Annotated in this window: 13 protein-coding genes and 2 pseudogenes; 9 read left to right on the top strand and 6 right to left on the bottom strand. The window is 72.7% G+C overall.

Annotation, left to right across the window (positions count from 1 at the left end; genetic code table 11):
- Positions 1-113: 113 nt before the first annotated feature.
- Together AB0903_RS14505 and AB0903_RS14510 are read left to right on the top strand one after the other, a co-directional pair.
- On the top strand, positions 114-2708 hold the full coding sequence (locus tag AB0903_RS14505) for a bifunctional FO biosynthesis protein CofGH (RefSeq protein ID WP_366702554.1): 2595 nt from the start codon (positions 114-116) through the stop codon (positions 2706-2708).
- Between the two features lie 284 nt (positions 2709-2992).
- Positions 2993-4123: an ADP-ribosylglycohydrolase family protein gene (locus AB0903_RS14510; protein WP_366702556.1), complete on the top strand. Its 1131-nt coding sequence runs from the start codon at positions 2993-2995 to the stop codon at positions 4121-4123.
- A gap of 99 nt (positions 4124-4222) precedes the next feature.
- Here the strand turns inward: AB0903_RS14510 and AB0903_RS14515 are convergent.
- Positions 4223-4499: pseudogene (locus AB0903_RS14515) on the bottom strand (Na+:solute symporter); the annotation flags it as partial.
- A 5-nt stretch (positions 4500-4504) separates the two neighbouring features.
- Entirely contained in the window at positions 4505-5287 is a 783-nt protein-coding gene (locus AB0903_RS14520; RefSeq protein WP_366702558.1) for an SDR family oxidoreductase, read from the bottom strand.
- Between the two features lie 191 nt (positions 5288-5478).
- On the opposite strand from AB0903_RS14520, the gene AB0903_RS14525 reads away from it, so the two are divergent.
- On the top strand, positions 5479-6318 hold the full coding sequence (locus tag AB0903_RS14525) for a hypothetical protein (protein ID WP_366702560.1): 840 nt from the start codon (positions 5479-5481) through the stop codon (positions 6316-6318).
- A 117-nt stretch (positions 6319-6435) separates the two neighbouring features.
- Here the strand turns inward: AB0903_RS14525 and AB0903_RS14530 are convergent, their stop codons facing one another.
- The 3 genes from AB0903_RS14530 to AB0903_RS14540 form a co-directional block, all read right to left on the bottom strand.
- Positions 6436-6645 carry a DUF397 domain-containing protein gene (locus tag AB0903_RS14530; RefSeq protein WP_366702562.1) on the bottom strand — a complete coding sequence of 70 codons (210 nt, stop codon included), beginning with the start codon at positions 6643-6645 and terminating at the stop codon, positions 6436-6438.
- A 170-nt stretch (positions 6646-6815) separates the two neighbouring features.
- Positions 6816-7685: a helix-turn-helix transcriptional regulator gene (locus AB0903_RS14535; protein ID WP_366702564.1), complete on the bottom strand. Its 870-nt coding sequence runs from the start codon at positions 7683-7685 to the stop codon at positions 6816-6818.
- 491 nt (positions 7686-8176) lie between these two features.
- Positions 8177-8914 carry a GPP34 family phosphoprotein gene (locus tag AB0903_RS14540; RefSeq protein ID WP_366702566.1) on the bottom strand — a complete coding sequence of 246 codons (738 nt, stop codon included), beginning with the start codon at positions 8912-8914 and terminating at the stop codon, positions 8177-8179.
- Between the two features lie 223 nt (positions 8915-9137).
- Here AB0903_RS14540 and AB0903_RS14545 point away from each other — a divergent pair, with 223 nt between their 5' ends.
- The 4 genes from AB0903_RS14545 (at position 9138) to AB0903_RS14560 (ending at position 15605) form a co-directional block, all read left to right on the top strand.
- Complete coding sequence (locus AB0903_RS14545) at positions 9138-11663, top strand: serine hydrolase (protein ID WP_366702568.1); 2526 nt, start codon at positions 9138-9140, stop codon at positions 11661-11663.
- Positions 11664-12163: 500 nt separating this feature from the next.
- Positions 12164-13840 (top strand): MFS transporter, encoded by a 1677-nt coding sequence (locus AB0903_RS14550; protein ID WP_366702640.1) that lies wholly within the window; start codon positions 12164-12166, stop codon positions 13838-13840.
- A 108-nt stretch (positions 13841-13948) separates the two neighbouring features.
- Positions 13949-14989, top strand: a complete 1041-nt coding sequence (locus AB0903_RS14555) for an adhesin (protein ID WP_366702570.1) — start codon at positions 13949-13951, stop codon at positions 14987-14989.
- Between the two features lie 124 nt (positions 14990-15113).
- A complete protein-coding gene (locus AB0903_RS14560) occupies positions 15114-15605 on the top strand; it encodes a hypothetical protein (RefSeq protein WP_366702572.1) in 492 nt (163 codons plus the stop codon).
- 430 nt (positions 15606-16035) lie between these two features.
- On the opposite strand, the pseudogene AB0903_RS14565 reads toward AB0903_RS14560, so the two are convergent.
- Positions 16036-16203: pseudogene (locus AB0903_RS14565) on the bottom strand (cation transporter); the annotation flags it as partial.
- A 688-nt stretch (positions 16204-16891) separates the two neighbouring features.
- On the opposite strand from AB0903_RS14565, the gene AB0903_RS14570 reads away from it, so the two are divergent.
- Positions 16892-17296 (top strand): BlaI/MecI/CopY family transcriptional regulator, encoded by a 405-nt coding sequence (locus AB0903_RS14570; RefSeq protein WP_366702574.1) that lies wholly within the window; start codon positions 16892-16894, stop codon positions 17294-17296.
- Positions 17297-17300: 4 nt separating this feature from the next.
- Positions 17301-18239 (top strand): M56 family metallopeptidase, encoded by a 939-nt coding sequence (locus tag AB0903_RS14575; protein WP_366702576.1) that lies wholly within the window; start codon positions 17301-17303, stop codon positions 18237-18239.
- Positions 18240-18426: the final 187 nt, after the last annotated feature.

Below are 18426 nucleotides of genomic sequence, written 5' to 3' on the forward strand. Positions count from 1 at the left end.
GCCTAGGCGCCGTGCATGGAGGCGATCAAGACACGGTCGCGCCGGGGCGCCGGGACCCGGCCACCTTGCGAGGTCCGGGCAGGGATGTCGGGGGCCGCTCGTATGCTCGACGCATGACCGATCACGAGGGTGCACCCGGTTCAGTACGGCCCACCGAGAACGCGATGCGGCGTGCGCTGAAGCGGGCCAGGGACGGCGTCGCGCTCGACGTGGCGGAGGCCGCGGTGTTGTTGCAGGCACGGGGGGCGGACCTGGAGGACCTGACGGCGTCGGCCGCGCGCGTGCGGGACGCGGGTCTGGAGGCTGCCGGGCGCGCCGGGGTCATCACGTACTCGAAGAGCGTGTTCGTGCCGCTCACCCGCCTGTGCAGGGACAAGTGCCACTACTGCACCTTCGCCACCGTCCCCGGCAAGCTGCGCCGGGCCGGGCACGGGATGTTCATGTCGCCGGACGAGGTGCTGGAGATCGCCCGGCGGGGTGCGGAGGCGGGCTGCAAGGAAGCGCTGATCACCCTCGGCGACAAGCCAGAGGACCGCTGGCCCGAGGCCCGCGAGTGGCTGGACTCGCACGGGTACGACGACACGATCGCGTACGTACGGGCCATGTCGATCCGGATCCTGGAGGAGACCGGGCTGCTGCCCCATCTCAATCCGGGGGTGATGTCCTGGACGGACTTCCAGCGGCTGAAGCCGGTCGCGCCGTCGATGGGCATGATGCTGGAGACGACCGCCACCCGGCTGTGGTCACAGCCGGGCGGCCCGCACCACGGCTCGCCCGACAAGGAGCCGGCCGTGCGGCTGCGCGTGCTGGAGGACGCGGGGCGCAGCTCCGTGCCGTTCACGAGCGGGCTGCTGATCGGGATCGGCGAGACGTACGAGGAGCGGGCCGAGTCGCTGTTCGCGCTGCGCCGCGTGTCGCGCGCGTACCACGGCATCCAGGAGCTGATCCTGCAGAACTTCCGCGCCAAGCCGGACACGGCCATGCGCGGCATGCCGGACGCCGAGGTGGACGAGCTCGTCGCCACCGTCGCCGTCGCCCGGCACATCATGGGGCCTTCCGCCTGCCTTCAGGCCCCGCCGAACCTGGTCGACGCCGAGTACGCGCGGCTCATCCGCGCCGGGATCGACGACTGGGGCGGGGTCTCACCGCTCACCCCCGACCACGTCAACCCCGAGCGGCCCTGGCCGCAGATCGACGAGCTTGCCGCGCGGTCCGCCGCCGAAGGATTCGAGCTGCGCGAACGGCTCTGCGTCTACCCGGAGTTCGTACGGCGCGGCGAGCCGTGGCTCGACCCGCGGCTGCTGCCGCACGTGCGGGCGCTCGCCGACGAGGGGACCGGCCTGGCACGCCCCGGCGCCGTCCCGGCCGGCCTGCCGTGGCAGGAGCCCGACGAGGGCTTCACCGCCACCGGCCGCACGGACCTGCACCGGACCATCGACACCGACGGCCGCACCCACGACCGCCGCGACGACTTCGACCACGTCTACGGCGACTGGGACGCGCTCCGTGAGGCCGCCGCGCCCGGCATGGTGCCGCAGCGCATCGACACGGATGTGAAGGCCGCCCTGCGCACGGCCGCCGACGACCCGACGCGCCTCACGGACGACGAGGCGCTCGCCCTCCTCCACGCCGACGGCCCCGCCCTCGACGCGCTCACCCGCGTCGCCGACGAACTGCGGCGCGACGTCGTCGGCGACGATGTGACGTACATCGTCACGCGGAACATCAACTTCACCAACGTCTGCTACACCGGCTGCCGTTTCTGCGCCTTCGCCCAGCGTCGCAGCGACGCCGACGCCTACACGCTCTCGCTCGGCCAGGTCGCGGACCGGGCGGAGCAGGCGTGGGACGTCGGCGCGGTCGAGGTCTGCATGCAGGGCGGCATCCACCCCGACCTGCCCGGCACCGCGTACTTCGACATCGCGCGCGCCGTCAAGACGCGCGTACCGGGCATGCATGTGCACGCCTTCTCGCCGATGGAGGTCGTCAACGGGGCGTCCCGCACCGGGATGTCGATCCGCGAGTGGCTGACGGCGGCGAAGGAGGCCGGTCTGGACTCGATCCCCGGCACCGCCGCGGAGATCCTCGACGACGAGGTCCGCTGGGTCCTCACCAAGGGCAAACTGCCCACCGCCACGTGGATCGAGGTGGTGAAGACCGCGCACGAGCTGGGCATCCGCTCCTCGTCCACGATGATGTACGGGCATGTGGACCAGCCCCGGCACTGGCTCGGCCACTTCCGTACGCTCGCCGCGATCCAGCAGGAGACCGGTGGCTTCACCGAGTTCGTGACGCTCCCCTTCATCCACACGAACGCGCCCGTCTATCTGGCGGGCATCGCCCGGCCGGGCCCGACCGTCCGCGACAACAGGGCGGTCACCGCGATGGCCCGCCTCCTCCTCCACCCGCACATCACCAACATCCAGACCAGCTGGGTGAAGCTCGGCGCGGAGGGCGCGGCGGAGATGCTCCGCTCCGGGGCGAACGACCTCGGGGGCACGCTGATGGAGGAGACCATCTCCCGGATGGCCGGCTCCGGTTACGGCTCGTACCGCTCCGTCCGGGACCTCGCCGCCATCGCCGAGGCCGCCGGCCGTCCGGCGAAGCCGCGCACGACCCTGTACGGCGAGGTGCCGGCAGAGCGGCAGCGGACGGCGAGCGCGTCCGACGGGCATCTGCCGCAGCTGCTGCCGCTGCTGCCGGAGTGACCGGGGAACGCCCGGAGCCCGGGCGGCTCGCCCTCGCGCGCGCCGCCGAGTCCGGACGACGGTCCGCTCACTCCCGCGCTCCTCGCCGCCGCTCCGGACGAACCGCGCGATAGGCGGCGGCTGCTCACGGTTGGCGGCATACCCGTCCGTACTCCGCGAAGAGAGGCCGTACCCCCGCGAGGGGAGGCCGGGCCCGCCGAGCGTCCCCTGAACCCGCCAGGGCCGTTCGATTACAGTGCTGCGCCGGGCGGTGTTCGTTCGGCGACGGCGGGGGGAGGAGCGCGGTGAGCGCAGCAGCCACAGCGGTGTGGGGCCGTGCCGAGCAGCAGGACTTCCGTGCGAGGGTGCGCGGGGCGCTGCTCGGCGGTGCCGTCGGCGACGCACTCGGCGCCGGTGTCGGCGGGCTCACTCTTGAGGAGATCCGCGCGTCCCACGGGGCCGAAGGGCTGACCGACCTCACCCCGGTCAACGGCCGCCGGGGTGCGGTCACCGCCGCCACGCAGCTCACGCTCTTCACCGTCGACGGGCTGATACGGGCGCAGGTCCGGCGCGACACCGGCGCCTGGCATCCGCCGACCGATGTGCACCGCGCGTATCTGCGGTGGGCCGCGACCCAGCGCGACTGGGGGCCCGACGAGCGCCGCAAGGACAACGGCTGGCTCGCCCGCGAGGAGTGGCTCTACAGTCGGCGCAACCCCTCACGGGACACACTCACGGGTCTCGCGGACGAGAACATGGGCACCTTGCAGGCCCCCAAGAACCCGACCGCGCGGGACGCCGGAGCCCTGGTGCGGTCGGCGCCGTTCGGCCTGCTGGTGGGCTGGGAGCCGCAGCTGGTGTGCCAGCTCGCCGTCGAGTGCGCGGCGCAGACGCACGGGCATCCGACCGCGTACCTGTCGGCCGGCGCGTTCGCCGTCATCGTGCACGGGCTGGCCCGGGGGGAGACGCTGGACGGCTCGGTGCAGCGGGCGCTGGCGCAGCTGGCGACCCGGCCGGGGCACCAGCCCGTGACGGACGCGCTCAAGCAGGCGCTCGGAGCCGTACGGCAGGGCATCCCGAGTCCGGCGCGGGTCGCTTCCCTCGGTGAGGCCCACGTCGCGGAGGACGCCCTCGCCGTCGCCGTCTACTGCGCGCTCGTCGGCGAGGACATCCGGCACGGGCTCCGGCTCGCCGTCAACCACGACGGCCCGTCCGAGGTGACGGGCGCGGTCTGCGGTGCGCTGCTGGGGGCGCTGCACGGGGAGACGGCGCTGCCGCCGGCGTGGCTGTGCGAGCTGGAGGGGCGTCCGACGCTGCTGGAGATCGCGGACGACTTCGCGATGGAGATGACGCAGGGCCCGGCGCTGCACAGTCCCACGGCGACGGCCCCGGGATGGCTCCAGCGGTATCCGCGCGGCGCGGCGGAACTGACGTAGAGGGCCGGGGCGCCGGCTGCCGTCCCGCAGGAGGGGCGCGCGGCCCTCGCCCTCGGGCGGCCCTCCCGCAGGAGGGGGCGGCAGTCGCGGAAGGGCGCGTCAGCTGCCCGCGGTCTCCCGTGCGGGCGGGGCCCCGGTAGCGCCGCCCGCACCGGAGCCGCCGGTGTCGTCGCCGGTGATCTCCGCGAGCACCTCGTCATCGCTGCGGGGTGTCCGCCGGCTTGATCCAGCCCATCACGACGTAGAGGGCGAGTGACACCACGAGCGGCACGGACACCTGGGACTGCGGCGGCACACCGCCTTGGACGCGCCAGCTGATCGGGTAGTCGACCAGCCGGAAGGCGACCAGGCCGACGCCCCGGCCGAGCAGCGCCGCGCCCGTCACCTCATCAGTTCACCCGCGTTGACGAGAAGTGACTGGCCTGTGATCGCGCGGGCGCGGTCGGACGCCAGGAACACGGCGGCCTGGGCCACGTCCCGGTCCGTGGCCAGTGAGGGCAGCGCCATCCGCCCTGCGAGCCGCCCGAGCACATCGTCCTCCGCCACTCCCTCGGCGCGGGCGGCGGACCGGACGTACGCCTGCACCGGCGGACCCCACATCCAGCCCGGCAGCACCGTGTTCACCCGGATCCGGTCGGGGCCGAGTTCCCGGGCCAGGGAGTACATCGCGGAGGTGAGTGCGCCCTTGGACGCCGCGTAGGCCGCCTGCCTCACCTGTGAGGGCGCGGCCACCGCCGACTGTGTGCCGATGAACACGACCGAACCGCCGCGCTCCTTGAGCCCCGGCAGGCAGGCGCGCGTCATCCGCAGCGTGCCGAGCAGGTTGACGTCCAGAACGCCCTGCCAGGTTCCGAAGTCCGCGTCCTGGAGGCCGCCGAAGCAGCTGTCCCACGCGGCGACGTGCACCACCGCGTCGATGCGCCCGAAGCGCGCCAGCGCGACCGCCGCCAGGGCCTCGCACTGCGCCTCGTCGGTGATGTCGGTGACCCGGTACGCGGTACGTGTGCCGCCGGGGTCGATCTCGCGGGCCGATTCGGCCAGTCTCGCTTCCGTGCGCGCGCCGAGGACGGCGTTGCCCCCGTCCTCGACGACCGCTGCCGCGACCTGGTGCCCGAGCCCGGCGCCGACGCCGGACACGATCACGGTCCTGCCCTGGAGCAGCATCCGGGACCTCCTGTGTGGCTGGCACATTGTCTGACGGTGCGTCAGAGTAGGTCTGCCCGGCGCAGGAAGGAAGGTCCGGGAAGGGCCCGGGAAGGAAGCGCTCAGGAAGGCAGGACACGGGCGGAGGGGCGCCTGCGGAGCGTCGCGGGCGGAGGGCCGCGGGAGAAGCCGGGAAGGGAGAGGGGAGTACCGTGAGCGAGGACACGCGCAGCGAGGTGTACGCGGAGCTGGCCGCCGTCGGCCCGTACGGGGTGCGCCCCGGCCACGCCCTGATCACCATGGTGGAGCCGCATCCGGGCCACGAGTACGCGTACAACCGCTGGTACGAGGACGACCACTACTACGCGGGCGCCATGGCGATGCCCTGGATGTGCGCCGGACGCCGCTGGGTGGCCATCAGGGACCTTCAGTTGCTGCGCTATCCGCAGACGTCGGCGGTGGCTCAACCGGTGACCGCCGGTTGCTACATCTCGGTCTACTGGATCACCGAGGGCCGCTACGACGACCATATGAAGTGGACGGTCGCCATCAACAGGCGGCTGGGCCGTGACGGACGCGTCCACCAGCAGCGGACCCATGTCTTCACGGCGTTCCAGGACCACGAGGCAACCGTCTACCGCGACGGCGCGGCCGGCCCGCGCGACTACCACGCGCTGGATCATCCGTACGCCGGCCTGGTGGTGCAGGTCATCGACACCGACGGGCCCGCGCAACGGGCTCGGCTGCTGGAGTGGCTGCGCGGGAAGCACCTGCCGGGGAGGCTCGCGGGCTCGTGCGCGGCGATGGTGACCGTCTTCCGGCCCACACCGCTGCCGGGTGACCGGATGGCCCATGTGAAGCAGGTCGAGGGCGTGGACACCCGGCTGACGCTGCTGTGGTTCCTCGAACAGGACCCGAGGGAACGGTGGGAGGACACCTTCACGGGGCTGGACACGGCCGTCGCGGAGTCGGGGCTGGGACGGGTGGAACTGGTGGCACCCTTCGTGCCGACCGTGCCCGGGACCGACCGGTACGTCGACCGGTTGCGGTGAGCCGGGGCGGCTGCCCCCGATCCGGGGTGTGGCCGAGCCCCCTCGGCCGGGACGGCGAACCAGTCGAGAGGGCCCTCGGTACGTATGCCGTGGATCGTGCTGCGGGCGGTGACGTCCTCAGCCGAGCCGGAACGCGCCGTCTCCCACCTCGTTCACGAACGCGTTCCACGAGTCGGGGACGAAGGTGATCGTCGGTCCCGCGGGGACTTTGGAGTCCCGTACGGAAACCGCCTGGACGACGGGGGACCTGACCTCGATGCATGCGCCGTTTCCGGTGGAGTACGAGGACTTCGTCCAGGTCTCCGTCGCGCCCTGAAGGATTGCCATGTTCGCTCCGCTTCCGGCAAGTGGTGTGATCCGAGCCAACGTCTTGCTGGCGTGATCGACGCTACTCGCCAAGTGCGGTCCCCGAGACGGGCGTTCACTCGACCGGATGGCATATTCCATGCTGCTCTTCCGCTGCACGGTGACTATGGTGTACCTTCCCGCCCTTTCGGTCAGGCAGGGTCTCCCTGGGCGTACACCTTGGCGATCTCGGCGATGAACTGCCGGGTCTGGTCCACGTTCAGCGCCTGGGCGCGCAGATGCTCGTACATGACGCTGTACTTCTGCACGTCGTTCGCCTTCTCCAGATACAGGTCGCTGGTCACGCCCTCGATGTAGACGACGCTGGAGTCCGAGGCGTCGGGGAACTCGAGGATCGCGTACTGCCCGTTGATGCCCGGGTGCGCGCCCATCTCGAACGGCAGTACCTGCACGGTGACATGGGGCTCGTGCGACAGCTCCATCAGATGCTCGAGCTGCTCCCGCATCAGCTGCTTGCCGCCCACCTGCCTGCGCAGTGCCGCCTCGTCGATGACCACCCACAGGCGCAGCGGGTGGTCCGTGTCCCTGATCCGCTCCTGGCGGCGGAGCCGGACGCTGACGCGCTTCTCCACGTCGGTCGTCCCGCTCTCCGGCAGCGCACCGGCGATCAGCGCCTCCGCGTACGGCCGTGTCTGCAGCAGGCCGGGGACGACCTGCGGCTCGTACACCCGCAGGCTGGCCGCGTCGGTCTCCAGCCCGATGTAGACGCTGTACGGGATGTCGCCGAAGGCGTGCCACCAGCCCTGCTGGCGCGAGTCCTTCGCCATCTGCATCAGCGAATCGACGATCCGGTGGTCCTCGACCTCGTACACCCCGCACAGGTCGCGCACATCGCGCTGGCTGATGGAGCGTCGGCCGTTCTCGAGGCGGCTGATCTTGGACTGGGAGACCAGCAGGCGCTCCGCCACCTCCTCGGCCGTCATGCCTTTCATCTCCCGGAGCCGACGCAGCTCCTGCCCCAATCGGCGTCTCCTGACGGTGGGATTGACGTTGGACGCCACGGAAACTGCACCTCCGGCTGGGTAGCTGTGCGTATCTACTGCTGAGCACATTGCCACCAATGGTGGTCGCCGCGCTGCGAAATGGCCACACACGCGAAGGCGGCGGCTGCGGTGGGGTGCCGGTGCGACGGGCTGCGGCTGCAGGACCGCGTACGGCTGTGGGTGCCCTCTGCGGGTGCACGATTGCGTACGGCTGCGGCTGCACGACCGCGTACGGCTGCGGCTGTGCGGCCTCAGCCGCGAGGCCGGGGCGCGCACGGTCGGGTCGCGCGGTGTGGCCGCCCACGCGAAAGCGCGAGGCAGCGGTGTGGCTGCCTCGCGCTTTCGTGTCGCGGCTCCCGGACCGGTCCGCCGGGGACAGCGGTGCGGCGGTGCGGCGGTTCTGCGGTGGTGCGGTTCTGCGGTGGTGGTGCGGTGGTGCGGCGATGATGCCGGTACGGCAGCGGCGCGGTGGTCCGGCAGCGGTGCGGTGCTGCTTGCCGGTACCGCGCTCAGTGCGCGGCGACGCGTGCGGCCAGGCTGCTGCTGCCGCGTCGCGGCTGCATCGGTACCGGACCCGGCTGGCGGCCACCGGGGGCCGTCGGCTGGCTGCGTCGCGGCTGGGCTGCCGCACCGTTCTGGACGTCCATCACCGCGTGCGCGACGAGGCCGCCCATCGGGTCGTGCCTGATGAGGTCCCGCAGACGGGACCGCGAGGAACGCCCTTCGTTGCCCGGGTACAGGTGCTTGCCGAGTCCGACCGCGTGGGCCAGCGCGGCGAGCGCCGCGGTCCGCGGGTCCGGCGGTACACCGGTGCGGATCGCACTGTCCAGCCGGGCCCTGATGTCCCGGCTGATCGCCGTCTCCGTCGCCTGGTAGCGAGTCGTCGGCAGCACTCCGCACATCTGGCCCGCCACGGCATGCACCATGCCGCACCGCTCCAGATGCGAGAGGTAAATCTGGCGCAGCCCCAGCCGGGGCCCGCCGATCCAGTGGACGGCCCGGACCGGGCTGCCGCGTCTGCGCAGCAGCTCCAGTGCGGAGTCCAAGGTCGGATCTCCTGTCGGCCGTGGCATCACCACGGCGATACGATCCCCGTCTGGGGCTATCCGTCCTGCCAGAGCCAGCTCTACTAGCTGTGCCCCGGCCAGGCCGAGGTCGAGCGACTGCGGCTGCGCTGTGGTACCCGTTGCCGGGTCCAGAGCGAGCAGCAGAAGCTCCTCCGGAAGTGTTCTGCGGCTCCTGGCCATCCATGCCTCCCCGCGTGGATGAATGACAGGGTGACCCCTCTCACATTGGTCTGTCGAGGGCGCCTGGGCGCTTTGTTAGGGAACCGATAGGTATGTCGTTCTCGTCTAGCACCGGAGCCCAGTGCCCACACAGGACACTGGTAGATGGTTCGGACACGATGGACCGGCGGCCTGCCGCCGGTTCGCGGCGTTCGTGCGCAGACATACGCACGGGGCGTGGCACATGACTCATGGAGGAGGCACGGTGGCGGGCGAGTCCCCCGACAAGTCGGAGCAGCGGAAGTCGTCGGGGGAGACGACTCACGAGGAGCGCGACCCGCGTCTCACGGTGTTCCGTCAGGCCGCACACGAGTCCGGTTCTGACCGTGACACCTCCTCGTCATCGTCCACGGCGTCCACGGCGTCCACGGCGTCCTCGCCGGCGGCGGACGGCGACACCGCCCCTGAGGCCCCGCCCGCAGGGGAGCGGGAGGCCGCCGCCCCCACGGGCAATGACGCGCGTCTGCGCGCGGCGGTTGCCGCCTGGGTGGCGACGGACGGCGACGACGGGTCGGGCGGCGAGCCCGCCGACGGGCCCGCCCCGGACGCGGGGGACTCCACGGAATCCACGGAACCTCGCCCGGGGTCGGACGCCGATTCCACGGACGTGACGCCGACCTCCGACGCCGACGCTTCCGCGGACCCGGCTCCGGACCCGGCTCCGGGCGCGGACTCCGCCGACGGTGCCGACGCGGACGCCGACAGGGACGCGCCGGACACCGCGGAGGAGTCCACCCCCACGGCCACGGAGGGCGGCACGACGGCCACGGGCGGCGCGAGCCCGTCCCCCGGCGCCGGACGGGGGGCGGAGAGAACCACGCCCGCCTCCGCGCCTGCGGACGCATCGGCGGACGTGCCGGCGGACGTCCGCTCGAAGCCGGCGGCCGCCGGCAGCGCTGCGGGGAGCTCCACGGGCAAGGCCGCGAAGGGCCCGGCAGAGGACACCACGCGGGGCACCACGAGGACCACCGCGGGCGGTGCCGTGCAGAAAGCTTCCACCGACGGTGGTGGCGCCTCCGCCTCCGCCCTCACCCCCGCCCCCGTTTCTTCGAGCAGTGCGGATGCAAAGAGCGAAGGTCGCGTCGATCAGCCGACGACGGTGTTCAAGGCGCTACGGCGACCTCCCGTGGATCAGCCGACCACCGCGCTCAAGATGCCCTCGCCGCCCCCCAAGGCCGAACCGCAGCCGCAGCCGCAGCCGCAGCCGCAGTCGCAGTCGAAGCCGGAGTCGAAGCCGCGTCCCGAGCGGGAGGTCGACGCCGAGCGCCGCAGCACCTTCGTACCGCTGCGCCGGGACGATGTACGCCCCGCACCGGCCGTGCCCGCCGGCTCCGCCGTGCCCGCAACGTCCCTGCCGCCCGCGGCGGAGCCTGCCGCGTCCCTCGGTGAGGCCGAGCGGACCCGGCAGCAGCCGATGCCCCCGTTGCCGCCGCTCGACCTGCTCGCCGAGCTGACGAACACCCCGCCGCCGCCCGAGACGCCGGTCCGCACGGCCGTCCGGCGGGTGAAGATCTGGACGCCGCTGGTCCTGCTCCTGCTGATCGTCTTCGCGGTCGTACAGCTCGTGCGGCCGCTGCCGGACCCCACGTTGGCGCTCACCGCCGAGGAGTCGTACACCTTCGAAGGCGGGAAGCTCGAGCTGCCGTGGCCGTCGGAGGGCCAGGGCGCGGTGGAGGTCGTCGGCGTCGGCAGCCTCGGTAGCTACGGGGCCCAGAAGCCCGCGCCCATCGCGAGCGTCGCCAAGACGATGACGGCGTACGTGATCCTCAGAGACCACCCGCTCAAGGGCAAGCAGGTCGGCCCGAAGATCACCGTCGACAAGACGGCGGAGGAGGAGTCGAAGGCGAAGAGCGAGTCGACGGCTCCCATCAAGGAGGGGCAGCAGTTCACCGAGAAGCAGATGCTGCAGCTGCTGATGATCCCCTCCGGGAACAACGCGGCCCGTCTGTTGGCCCGCTGGGACGCCGGATCCGTGGAGGCGTTCGTCAAGAAGATGAACGACGCCGCCAAGGATCTCGGCATGACGAACAGCACCTACACCGACCCGAGCGGTCTCAAGTCGAGCACCGTCTCCACCCCGCTGGACCAGATCAAGCTGGGCAAGGCGGTCATGGAGAACGACGTGTTCCGGGAGATCGTCAACATGACGCAGGCCGAGATCCCGGGCATCGACGGGAAGATCCGCAACAACAACGACCGCGCTCTGCTGATGGACGGCGTCGGCGGTATCAAGACCGGTTCCTCCACCCCGGCGGGCGGCAATCTGCTCTGGTCCGCCAACGCCCTCGTGGACGGTGAGATCCGCCGCATCATCGGGATGGTGATGGGCGCGAAGGACGCTCCCCAGCTCTGGCAGAAGCTGGAGCTGGCGATCGACTACAGCATCGCCCTGATCCCGCCGGCACAGGAGGCCGTCACCTCCGCGACGGTCGTCAAGAAGGGCGATGTCGTCGGCCACGTCGACGACGGCCTCGGTGGCCGTACGCCGGTCGTCGCCACCAAGGACCTGAAGGCCGTGGGCTGGTCGGGACTCGACGTGAAGATCGAGATCGCCCAGAACGGCAAGGCGGTCCCGCACTCCGCCAGGGCGGGCACGGTCGTCGGACAGGTGTCCGTCGGTGAGGGCGTGGGCAAGGTCAGCGCACCTGTCACCCTGCAGCGGGACCTCGCTGAGCCGGGCGTCGGGGCGAAGATCACCCGCCTCGGCTGACCGGCGCGGGGGGGGGGGGGGGGGGGGGGGCGCCCCCCCCCGCGGGGGGGGGGGGCCCCGGGGGGGGGGGGCGGGGGGGGATTTAGAATAAACAGGGGGGGGGGGGCGGGGGGGGCGGGCGGGACGCCCGCGCGCCGGCGTCCCGGGGCAACTCGGGGGGCCGGTACGGCGTCTTGTACGTGAACAGGGGCATGGACGAGGGGCGGACGGGCGCGGCCGCGCCGGAGACATCGGCAGCCGGCAGGAACAGGACGGGGAGAGCCGCAGTGACCACCGCTGAGCCGAAACGGGCGGACGGCAGCAGCGCCGACGCCGGCGGCACTGTAGGCACAGGTCCGCGAATACTGCTCCCCGCGCAGGCGTCGCCACCGTCGTTGCCCTCGCCGGCTCCGGCATCGTCGCCGGCACCGACGTCGAGGCCAGCGCCCCCGCCCGACCCGGCTGACCCGCCCTCCCGGCTCGCGGTCGTCCGCCGTCGTCTCGCCCGCCACCCCGTCGCCCTGGCTGCGGCCGCCGCCGCGTTCGTCCACCTTCTCTGGTTCTTCTTCCTCGCGAACAGCGGCGGCGACATCGCGGCCCAGGACGCCTGGGCCGAGTTCGTCGGCCGGCATCCGGACTCGGCGTACAACCTGGCCTGGTACGGCGGGATGCACCCCGTCTCGTACAGCGTGGTCTCCCCGTACGTGATGTCGCTCATCGGCGTACGGACGACCATGATGCTCGCGGGCACGGTGTCGGCCGCCCTGACGGCGTTGATGCTGGTGAGGGTGCGGGCCGTGCGCAATCCCGTGGCCTGCTCGCTCGTCGGGGTCTTCGCGTTCCTGTGCAACGCGCTCTCCGGCCGGGTCACCTTCGGTCTCGGCATGATGTTCGCGCTCGGCGCGGTCGGAGCCGTCTTCTGCTGGCCGCACCGCTGGCGTCGCAACCGCTGGGCGAAGGCGGCCGTGGCCGCGCCGCTCGCCGGACTCGCCACCGCGGCCAGCCCGGTCGCCGGTCTGTTCCTCGGGGTCGTCGCCGCCGCGCTGTTCCTCAACGGGCGTCGCCCCGGCGCCTATGCGGTCGGCCTCACGCCGGTGCTGGTGGTGGCCCTGTCCGCCTGGCTGTTCCCGTTCTCCGGCACGCAGCCCATGTCGCTTCTGTCGACATCGCTTCCGTTCCTCTACGGGGTCCTCGTCTTCCTCCTCGTACCGAAGGACTGGCGCACGGTGCGCGCCGGCGCGGCGGTGTACGCGTTCGGCACGCTGCTGACCTGGGCGGTCGACTCGCAGATCGGGTCGAACGTGTCACGGCTGCCGATGCTCTTCGCCGGCGTGGTGCTGCTCGCCGCCCTGCCGTACACGGTGCCGCGCTCGCGCAAGTGGTACGCCGTCGTGCTCGCGGTCGTGGGCCTGAACGTCTGGATCGGCTACAAGGGCGTGGACGACATCGTCCGCACGGCCCCGACGGCTTCGTGGAACCGCGAGCTCGCGCCGCTGGTCGACCGGCTCCAGCAGGTGGGCGCCGAGCGTGGCCGGGTCGAGGTCGTCCCGGCGAGCAGCCACCGTGAGGCATCGGCGCTCGCGCCGTACGTCAACCTCGCCCGCGGTTGGAACAGGCAGGCCGACATGAAGCGCAACCCGATCTTCTACGACAAGGAGAACCCCCTCACCTCGGCGCGTTACCACGCATGGCTGCACCGCTGGGCCGTCCACTACGTGGTGCTGCCGACGGGGGCGCCCGACTCCAGCGGGGCCGAGCAGGAGGCGGAGCTCGTACGGGCCGGCCAGCCCTATCTGACCCGTGTCTGGGGCGACGCCAACTGGCAGTTGTTCGCGGTGGAGGACCCGACGCAGATGGCCGACCCGCCGGCGACCGTTGACCACGCGGGCGCCGGGGAGATGACCATCCGGGTGCAGAACGCGGGCCGGGTGCTGATCCGCGTCCCCTACTCGCCGTGGCTCAGCCTCGTCGACACGGACGGCAAGGGCGTCGAAGGGCCGTACGAGACGCCGGAGTCGCAGGCGCGGGATGACGGGCAGAAGGAGTACGTCAACCCCAACGGCTGCCTGCTGAAGGCGGAGGAGGACGCGGAGGGCGACGAGTGGACCGAGCTCCTCGCCCCGCGGCCGGGCACCTACCGGCTTGCCGCTCCGTACCAAGTCCCGCGCGGAACCCCCTGCCCTGACGAGCTGCGCTAGATTGTCGGTCCCTTACCGGGGTTAACACCTATCTCGACCCGTGCTGCTCGTGCATAGTGGACGCGCTCGGCGTACTGATCGGTCGGTCCACTGTGCAGGTGCGAATCCATGGCGTGCGAACAATGCGATGACAAGACGCGGCGCGGTGTCAACCGCCGTCCCGGCAGCGCGATCCGACGCGGTTCCGGCTGCCTGCGGGACTTCACCGACCGGCGCGGCGGCGCCGTCGCCGACCACGAACCCGACAACGCCCCCGACAACGCCCCCGACCTCTTCGCCGTCGCCGGAGCGCGGCCCGGTACGGCCTGCCCGGTATGCGGCTCGGCGGGCGGCCCGGCGGGCGGCAAGGCAGGCGGCCCGGTGACGCGGCGTCCGCGTGGCGGAGCACTCCTGCTGGCGGGGACGGTGGCGGTCGCCGTGCTGGTGTCGACCCTGTCGGCCTGCGGGCCGTACGGCGGCGCCTCGGAAGCGTCCGACGCGTCCGACGGCCGTTCCGGCGAGCGAGGCGCGGCCGACGACATCGGAGACCTGGGCGGCGCGCCCCGGCGTATCGACCCGGCGGACCCGCCCGGCGCACCCGCCGCCTCCCCGGACCGCGCCACGCCCAAGCCGCCGGCGAAGGCCGAGCCGCCCGGTGACGCCCGGAGCCCCTCGTACTCGGCGTGGGCGGGCCCCGGTTGCACGGGTGGCGGTCTGTACCGCGAGAACGGCCGCTTCGCCGACGGCGACGCCGGCTGGTACACCGTCGGCTCCGGCGGCCACCTCGGCGACGGCTGCGACGGCAGTTTCACGGCGGTCCCGATGTCCGGGAGCCGTACCGAGGACGGCGGCTCCACGGTCGTCTGGTCCTGGTACGTCGGCAGCGGCTACCCCACCTGCTCGGTCGCCGTCGTCGTCCCGGACAGCGGACGCGACCGGGACGTGGCGGGTGAGCCGACGTCGTACAACGTCCTGTCGGACCCCGACGACCCGGACAGCGTGGTGAAGGTCTTCGAGGTCGACCAGACGCGGCTGCGGGGCAGCGGCGTGGTCGTCGAGAAGGTGCCCGTCCACGACCAGCGGCTGACGGTCCAACTCGTCGACAGGGGACGGGGCCAGGGGGACGCACACCACGCGGCGGCCCAGATGCGGGCGGAGTGCCGCACCTGACCGCCCGGTGGACCGGTGCCCGATGTCCACCTGCCCGCACCGGCGGCAGCGGACCTGCTGCATAGTGTCCGTCATGGTTTGCGAGGGATGCATTCGCACGTCACGTACGTGCGAGAAGTGCGCGGTGCCCACCACCCGGACACCGGGTCGTCATCGGGCGCCGGCGCGCCCGAGGGTGCTGTTGATCGCGGGCGCCGCCCTCGCGGCGGGTGCGCTGTTCACGGGTGCGGCCCTGCTGATCGGTGGCGACAGCGGCGACGCCGTGGGCGAGCCCGCCGTCCCGGGGGCCGGACTCGAGGTCGGCGGCCGCCCCGACCTGATCACCTCTACGGATGTGGGGGCGGACCCGGGCAGCGCCGCCCCGGCGAGCGCCGTGTCCGACCGGTCCGGCCCCGCCACCCGGTCGGCATCGGCCCCGTCGCCGACCGCTACGACGGCTGCCTCGCCGAGCAGTTCGCCGACCGCGCCGCGCCCCCTGCAGCCCTCCGCGTCGTCGTCCCCGACGGAGGCGCCGGCCGCGACCGAGGACTCCTCCTCCGACGGGTGGCGGGACCGGGGCAACTGCCCCGAGGGCTCGGGCGACGGCGACCGCCGCGGCGGCCCCGCCTGCTGGTGACCGCCACGCCCGGCCCCCGCGCCGCCTGACGCCCCGCCTGCTGGTGACCGCCACGCCCTGCCGTCGCGCCGCCTGATGCCCCGCCCGCGCCGCAGCCGCTCGTGTGACCTGCGTCTCCGCGTGTCCGGTCGGGGTCCAGGGGTTCCGTACGCCTCGCCGCCGCGCGCTGCTACTTGCGGTTACGCCCGGCTCCGCGCCGGACGGCGGGCGGCGCGCGCCGGTGCACGTGAACCGGCGGGCGTCCGCCTTCCCGGAGATCCGGTCCGTGTGACGGATAGCACTACAGCTGCCGCAACGCGACGGGCACCGACGCGTCAGGCATGTGCCTGACGCAGCTCTCCGCGACCTCCTGACGCCCGGGGCGGGCGCGCCGAGTGGGCCGAACCAACGCGCCTTCTCCTCCTCGGGAGGGCGGAAGGTCCTAGAAGGGGGATGTGACCAACCCGAACAGCACGGCGCCGAAGAACGCCTCGCCCCAACCCGTCCGGTCGGCCAGTATGTCCCCCACGCCTGCCAGCCGGACGCTGCACACGACGGTGACACCCGTGGCCAGAAGGAAGATGCCGACGCTCCAGCCCAACGGCCGGAGCTCGTCCAGGAATGCGGGCACGGCGACCTTTTATGCGGTACGGAGAGGCGGCTGTGTCGAGCGGCTGCCCCGGCCCGGGGCCGAGCATGTCCTCCCGCTTCGCCGTGGGGTTCCTCCCGCCGGTCAGCGTAGTGACGCGATGGGTCCGGACGCGGGTGCGGCACGGTCCGGCGGGCGAGCCGTGGACCACCGCCCCCGAGAGTGACGGTGCCGGCTTCGTCGGCCCGGTCGGCGAGTTCCGCATGCCGTTGTGCGCGAGGGCCTCCTGATGACCGACAGGGAGAGGGCATGCCGACACGGTCGGCAGCCGGCCTCGCCGCCACCGGAGGGAGGACGCAGGCCGCTCCGTGGCCGAAGAGTGCCCCGAGTGCTCCTGTGCGTTGCGGGGCGGTTCGGGCAGTCCGGGCGGCTCGGGTAGTCCGGGTAGTCCGGGCAGTCCGGGCAGTCCGGGCGGCTCGGGTAGTCCGGGCAGTTCGGGCAGTTCAGGTAGTGCAGGTAGTGCAGGCAGTGCGTGCAGGTCGGCGCTCCGGCCGGCGGCGGCAGGGACGAAGGCAGGGCCATCGACGACGCCGGTTCCGATACGGGCATCGAGGTCATGGGCCCGCCCGTTCCGAAGGGCACGGACGGCGTTCCGCTCAGTACGATGAACTGTTCCAGCGTCAGGTGCGCCGGGCCGCAGACGACGGAGGGAGACGGCATGACGGGCCAGAACCGGGGCGGCGGCCCTCGGCCATCCCGCCGGCGAGGCCAAGGCGAACTGGAGGGGCAGGTACTGGCTGCCCTGCGGGAGGCGCCCGGGCCGGTGAACACCGCGTGGGTGCAGGAGCGGCTCGGCGGCGATCTCGCGTACACCACGGTCATCACCATCCTGACGCGGCTGCATGTCAAAGGAGCCGTCTCCCGCGAGCGCGCGGGCCGGTCCTTCGCGTGGACGCCGACCGCGGACGAGGCCGGGCTCGCCGCCCTGCGGATGCGGAAGGTGCTGGACGCGGAGACGAACCGGGAAGCGGTCCTCGCCAGTTTCGTGACCGCGCTGCCCCCCGGCGACGAGCAGTTGCTGCGTGACCTGCTGGCTCAAGCGGCCGAGGAAGGGGAAGGCTGACCGCATGGGGGTCTTCGTCTTCCTTCCGCTCGTCCTGCCCTTGAGCGCATGGCCCGTCGCGCGGCTGGCCGAACAGCATCTGCACCCGCGGGCCGCCACCTGGCTGCTCTCCGCGGTCGCCGGGGTGCTCGCCGTGTGCAGCACCCTGTGCCTCGCGCTGCTCGTCGTGGTGGGCACCGCGCAGTTGCCCGGAAATCCACTGCCCGACGGCTGGTCCGACCCGGAAGTGCGGGAGGCGGTGCCGTACGACGAGGTCGCGGGCAAGGCCGCCATTCCGGCGTTGCTGGTCGTGCTCGCGTCGTGCTGCAGAGCTGCCTGGCGGCACCACCGGGTACGGCAGCGGGCGGCACGGGCGCTCTCCACCCTGCCGTCGCGGTCCGTGGCGGTGCTGCCTGACCGCACGCCGTACGCGTACGCCCTGCCCGGCAGGCGCCGGGACCGGGGCAGGGTCGTCGTCACCACCGGGATGCTGGCCGGTCTGAGTGGGCCGGAGCGCCGGGCGTTGTTCGCGCACGAGCGGGCCCATCTCGCCGGTCGCCATGACCGGTTCCTGCTGACGGTGCAGCTGGCCGCGCGGGCCAATCCGTTTCTGCGGCCCTTGCGTACCGCGGTGGCGTACACGGCGGAGCGGTGGGCGGACGAGGAGGCTGCCGCAACGGTGGGAAGCCGGCGCGTCGTGGCCCGCGCGATCGGCAAGGCCGGTCTGATCACGCGCGGGGCGCCCGTCGCGACGCTCGCGGGATTCGCCGACGCGGGACCCGTCCCGCGCAGGGTGGCGGCCCTGCTGGAGCCGGCACCGGCGGCACACGTCTGGCCGCCTCTGTCGACCACGGTCGGCCTTGCCGCGTGGGGCGCCGCGGCCGGTACGACGGTCTCCGCCCTGTCGTCGGCGAACTCGGCGGTCACCTTGTTCTTCATCCTGAAAGCGGCCACCCCGCTGTAGTCCGCCGTGCGCCTGCGCTGCAACCGCGGCGTCTCGTGCCGGCGCCAGGGACCGCGCAGGCACCCGAGAGCCTGAAGCCCCGTCACCGGCCCGGCCCTTGCCTCGGCGCCGGGCCGTGGCCCGGCCCCGTCACCCGGCCCGGTGGCCGGGCGACGGTGTCATGGGGCGGGGTGTGCCGATTCCTGCG

The organism is Streptomyces sp. NPDC048389 (assembly GCF_040706335.1).
Taxonomy (GTDB): Bacteria; Actinomycetota; Actinomycetes; order Streptomycetales; family Streptomycetaceae; genus Streptomyces.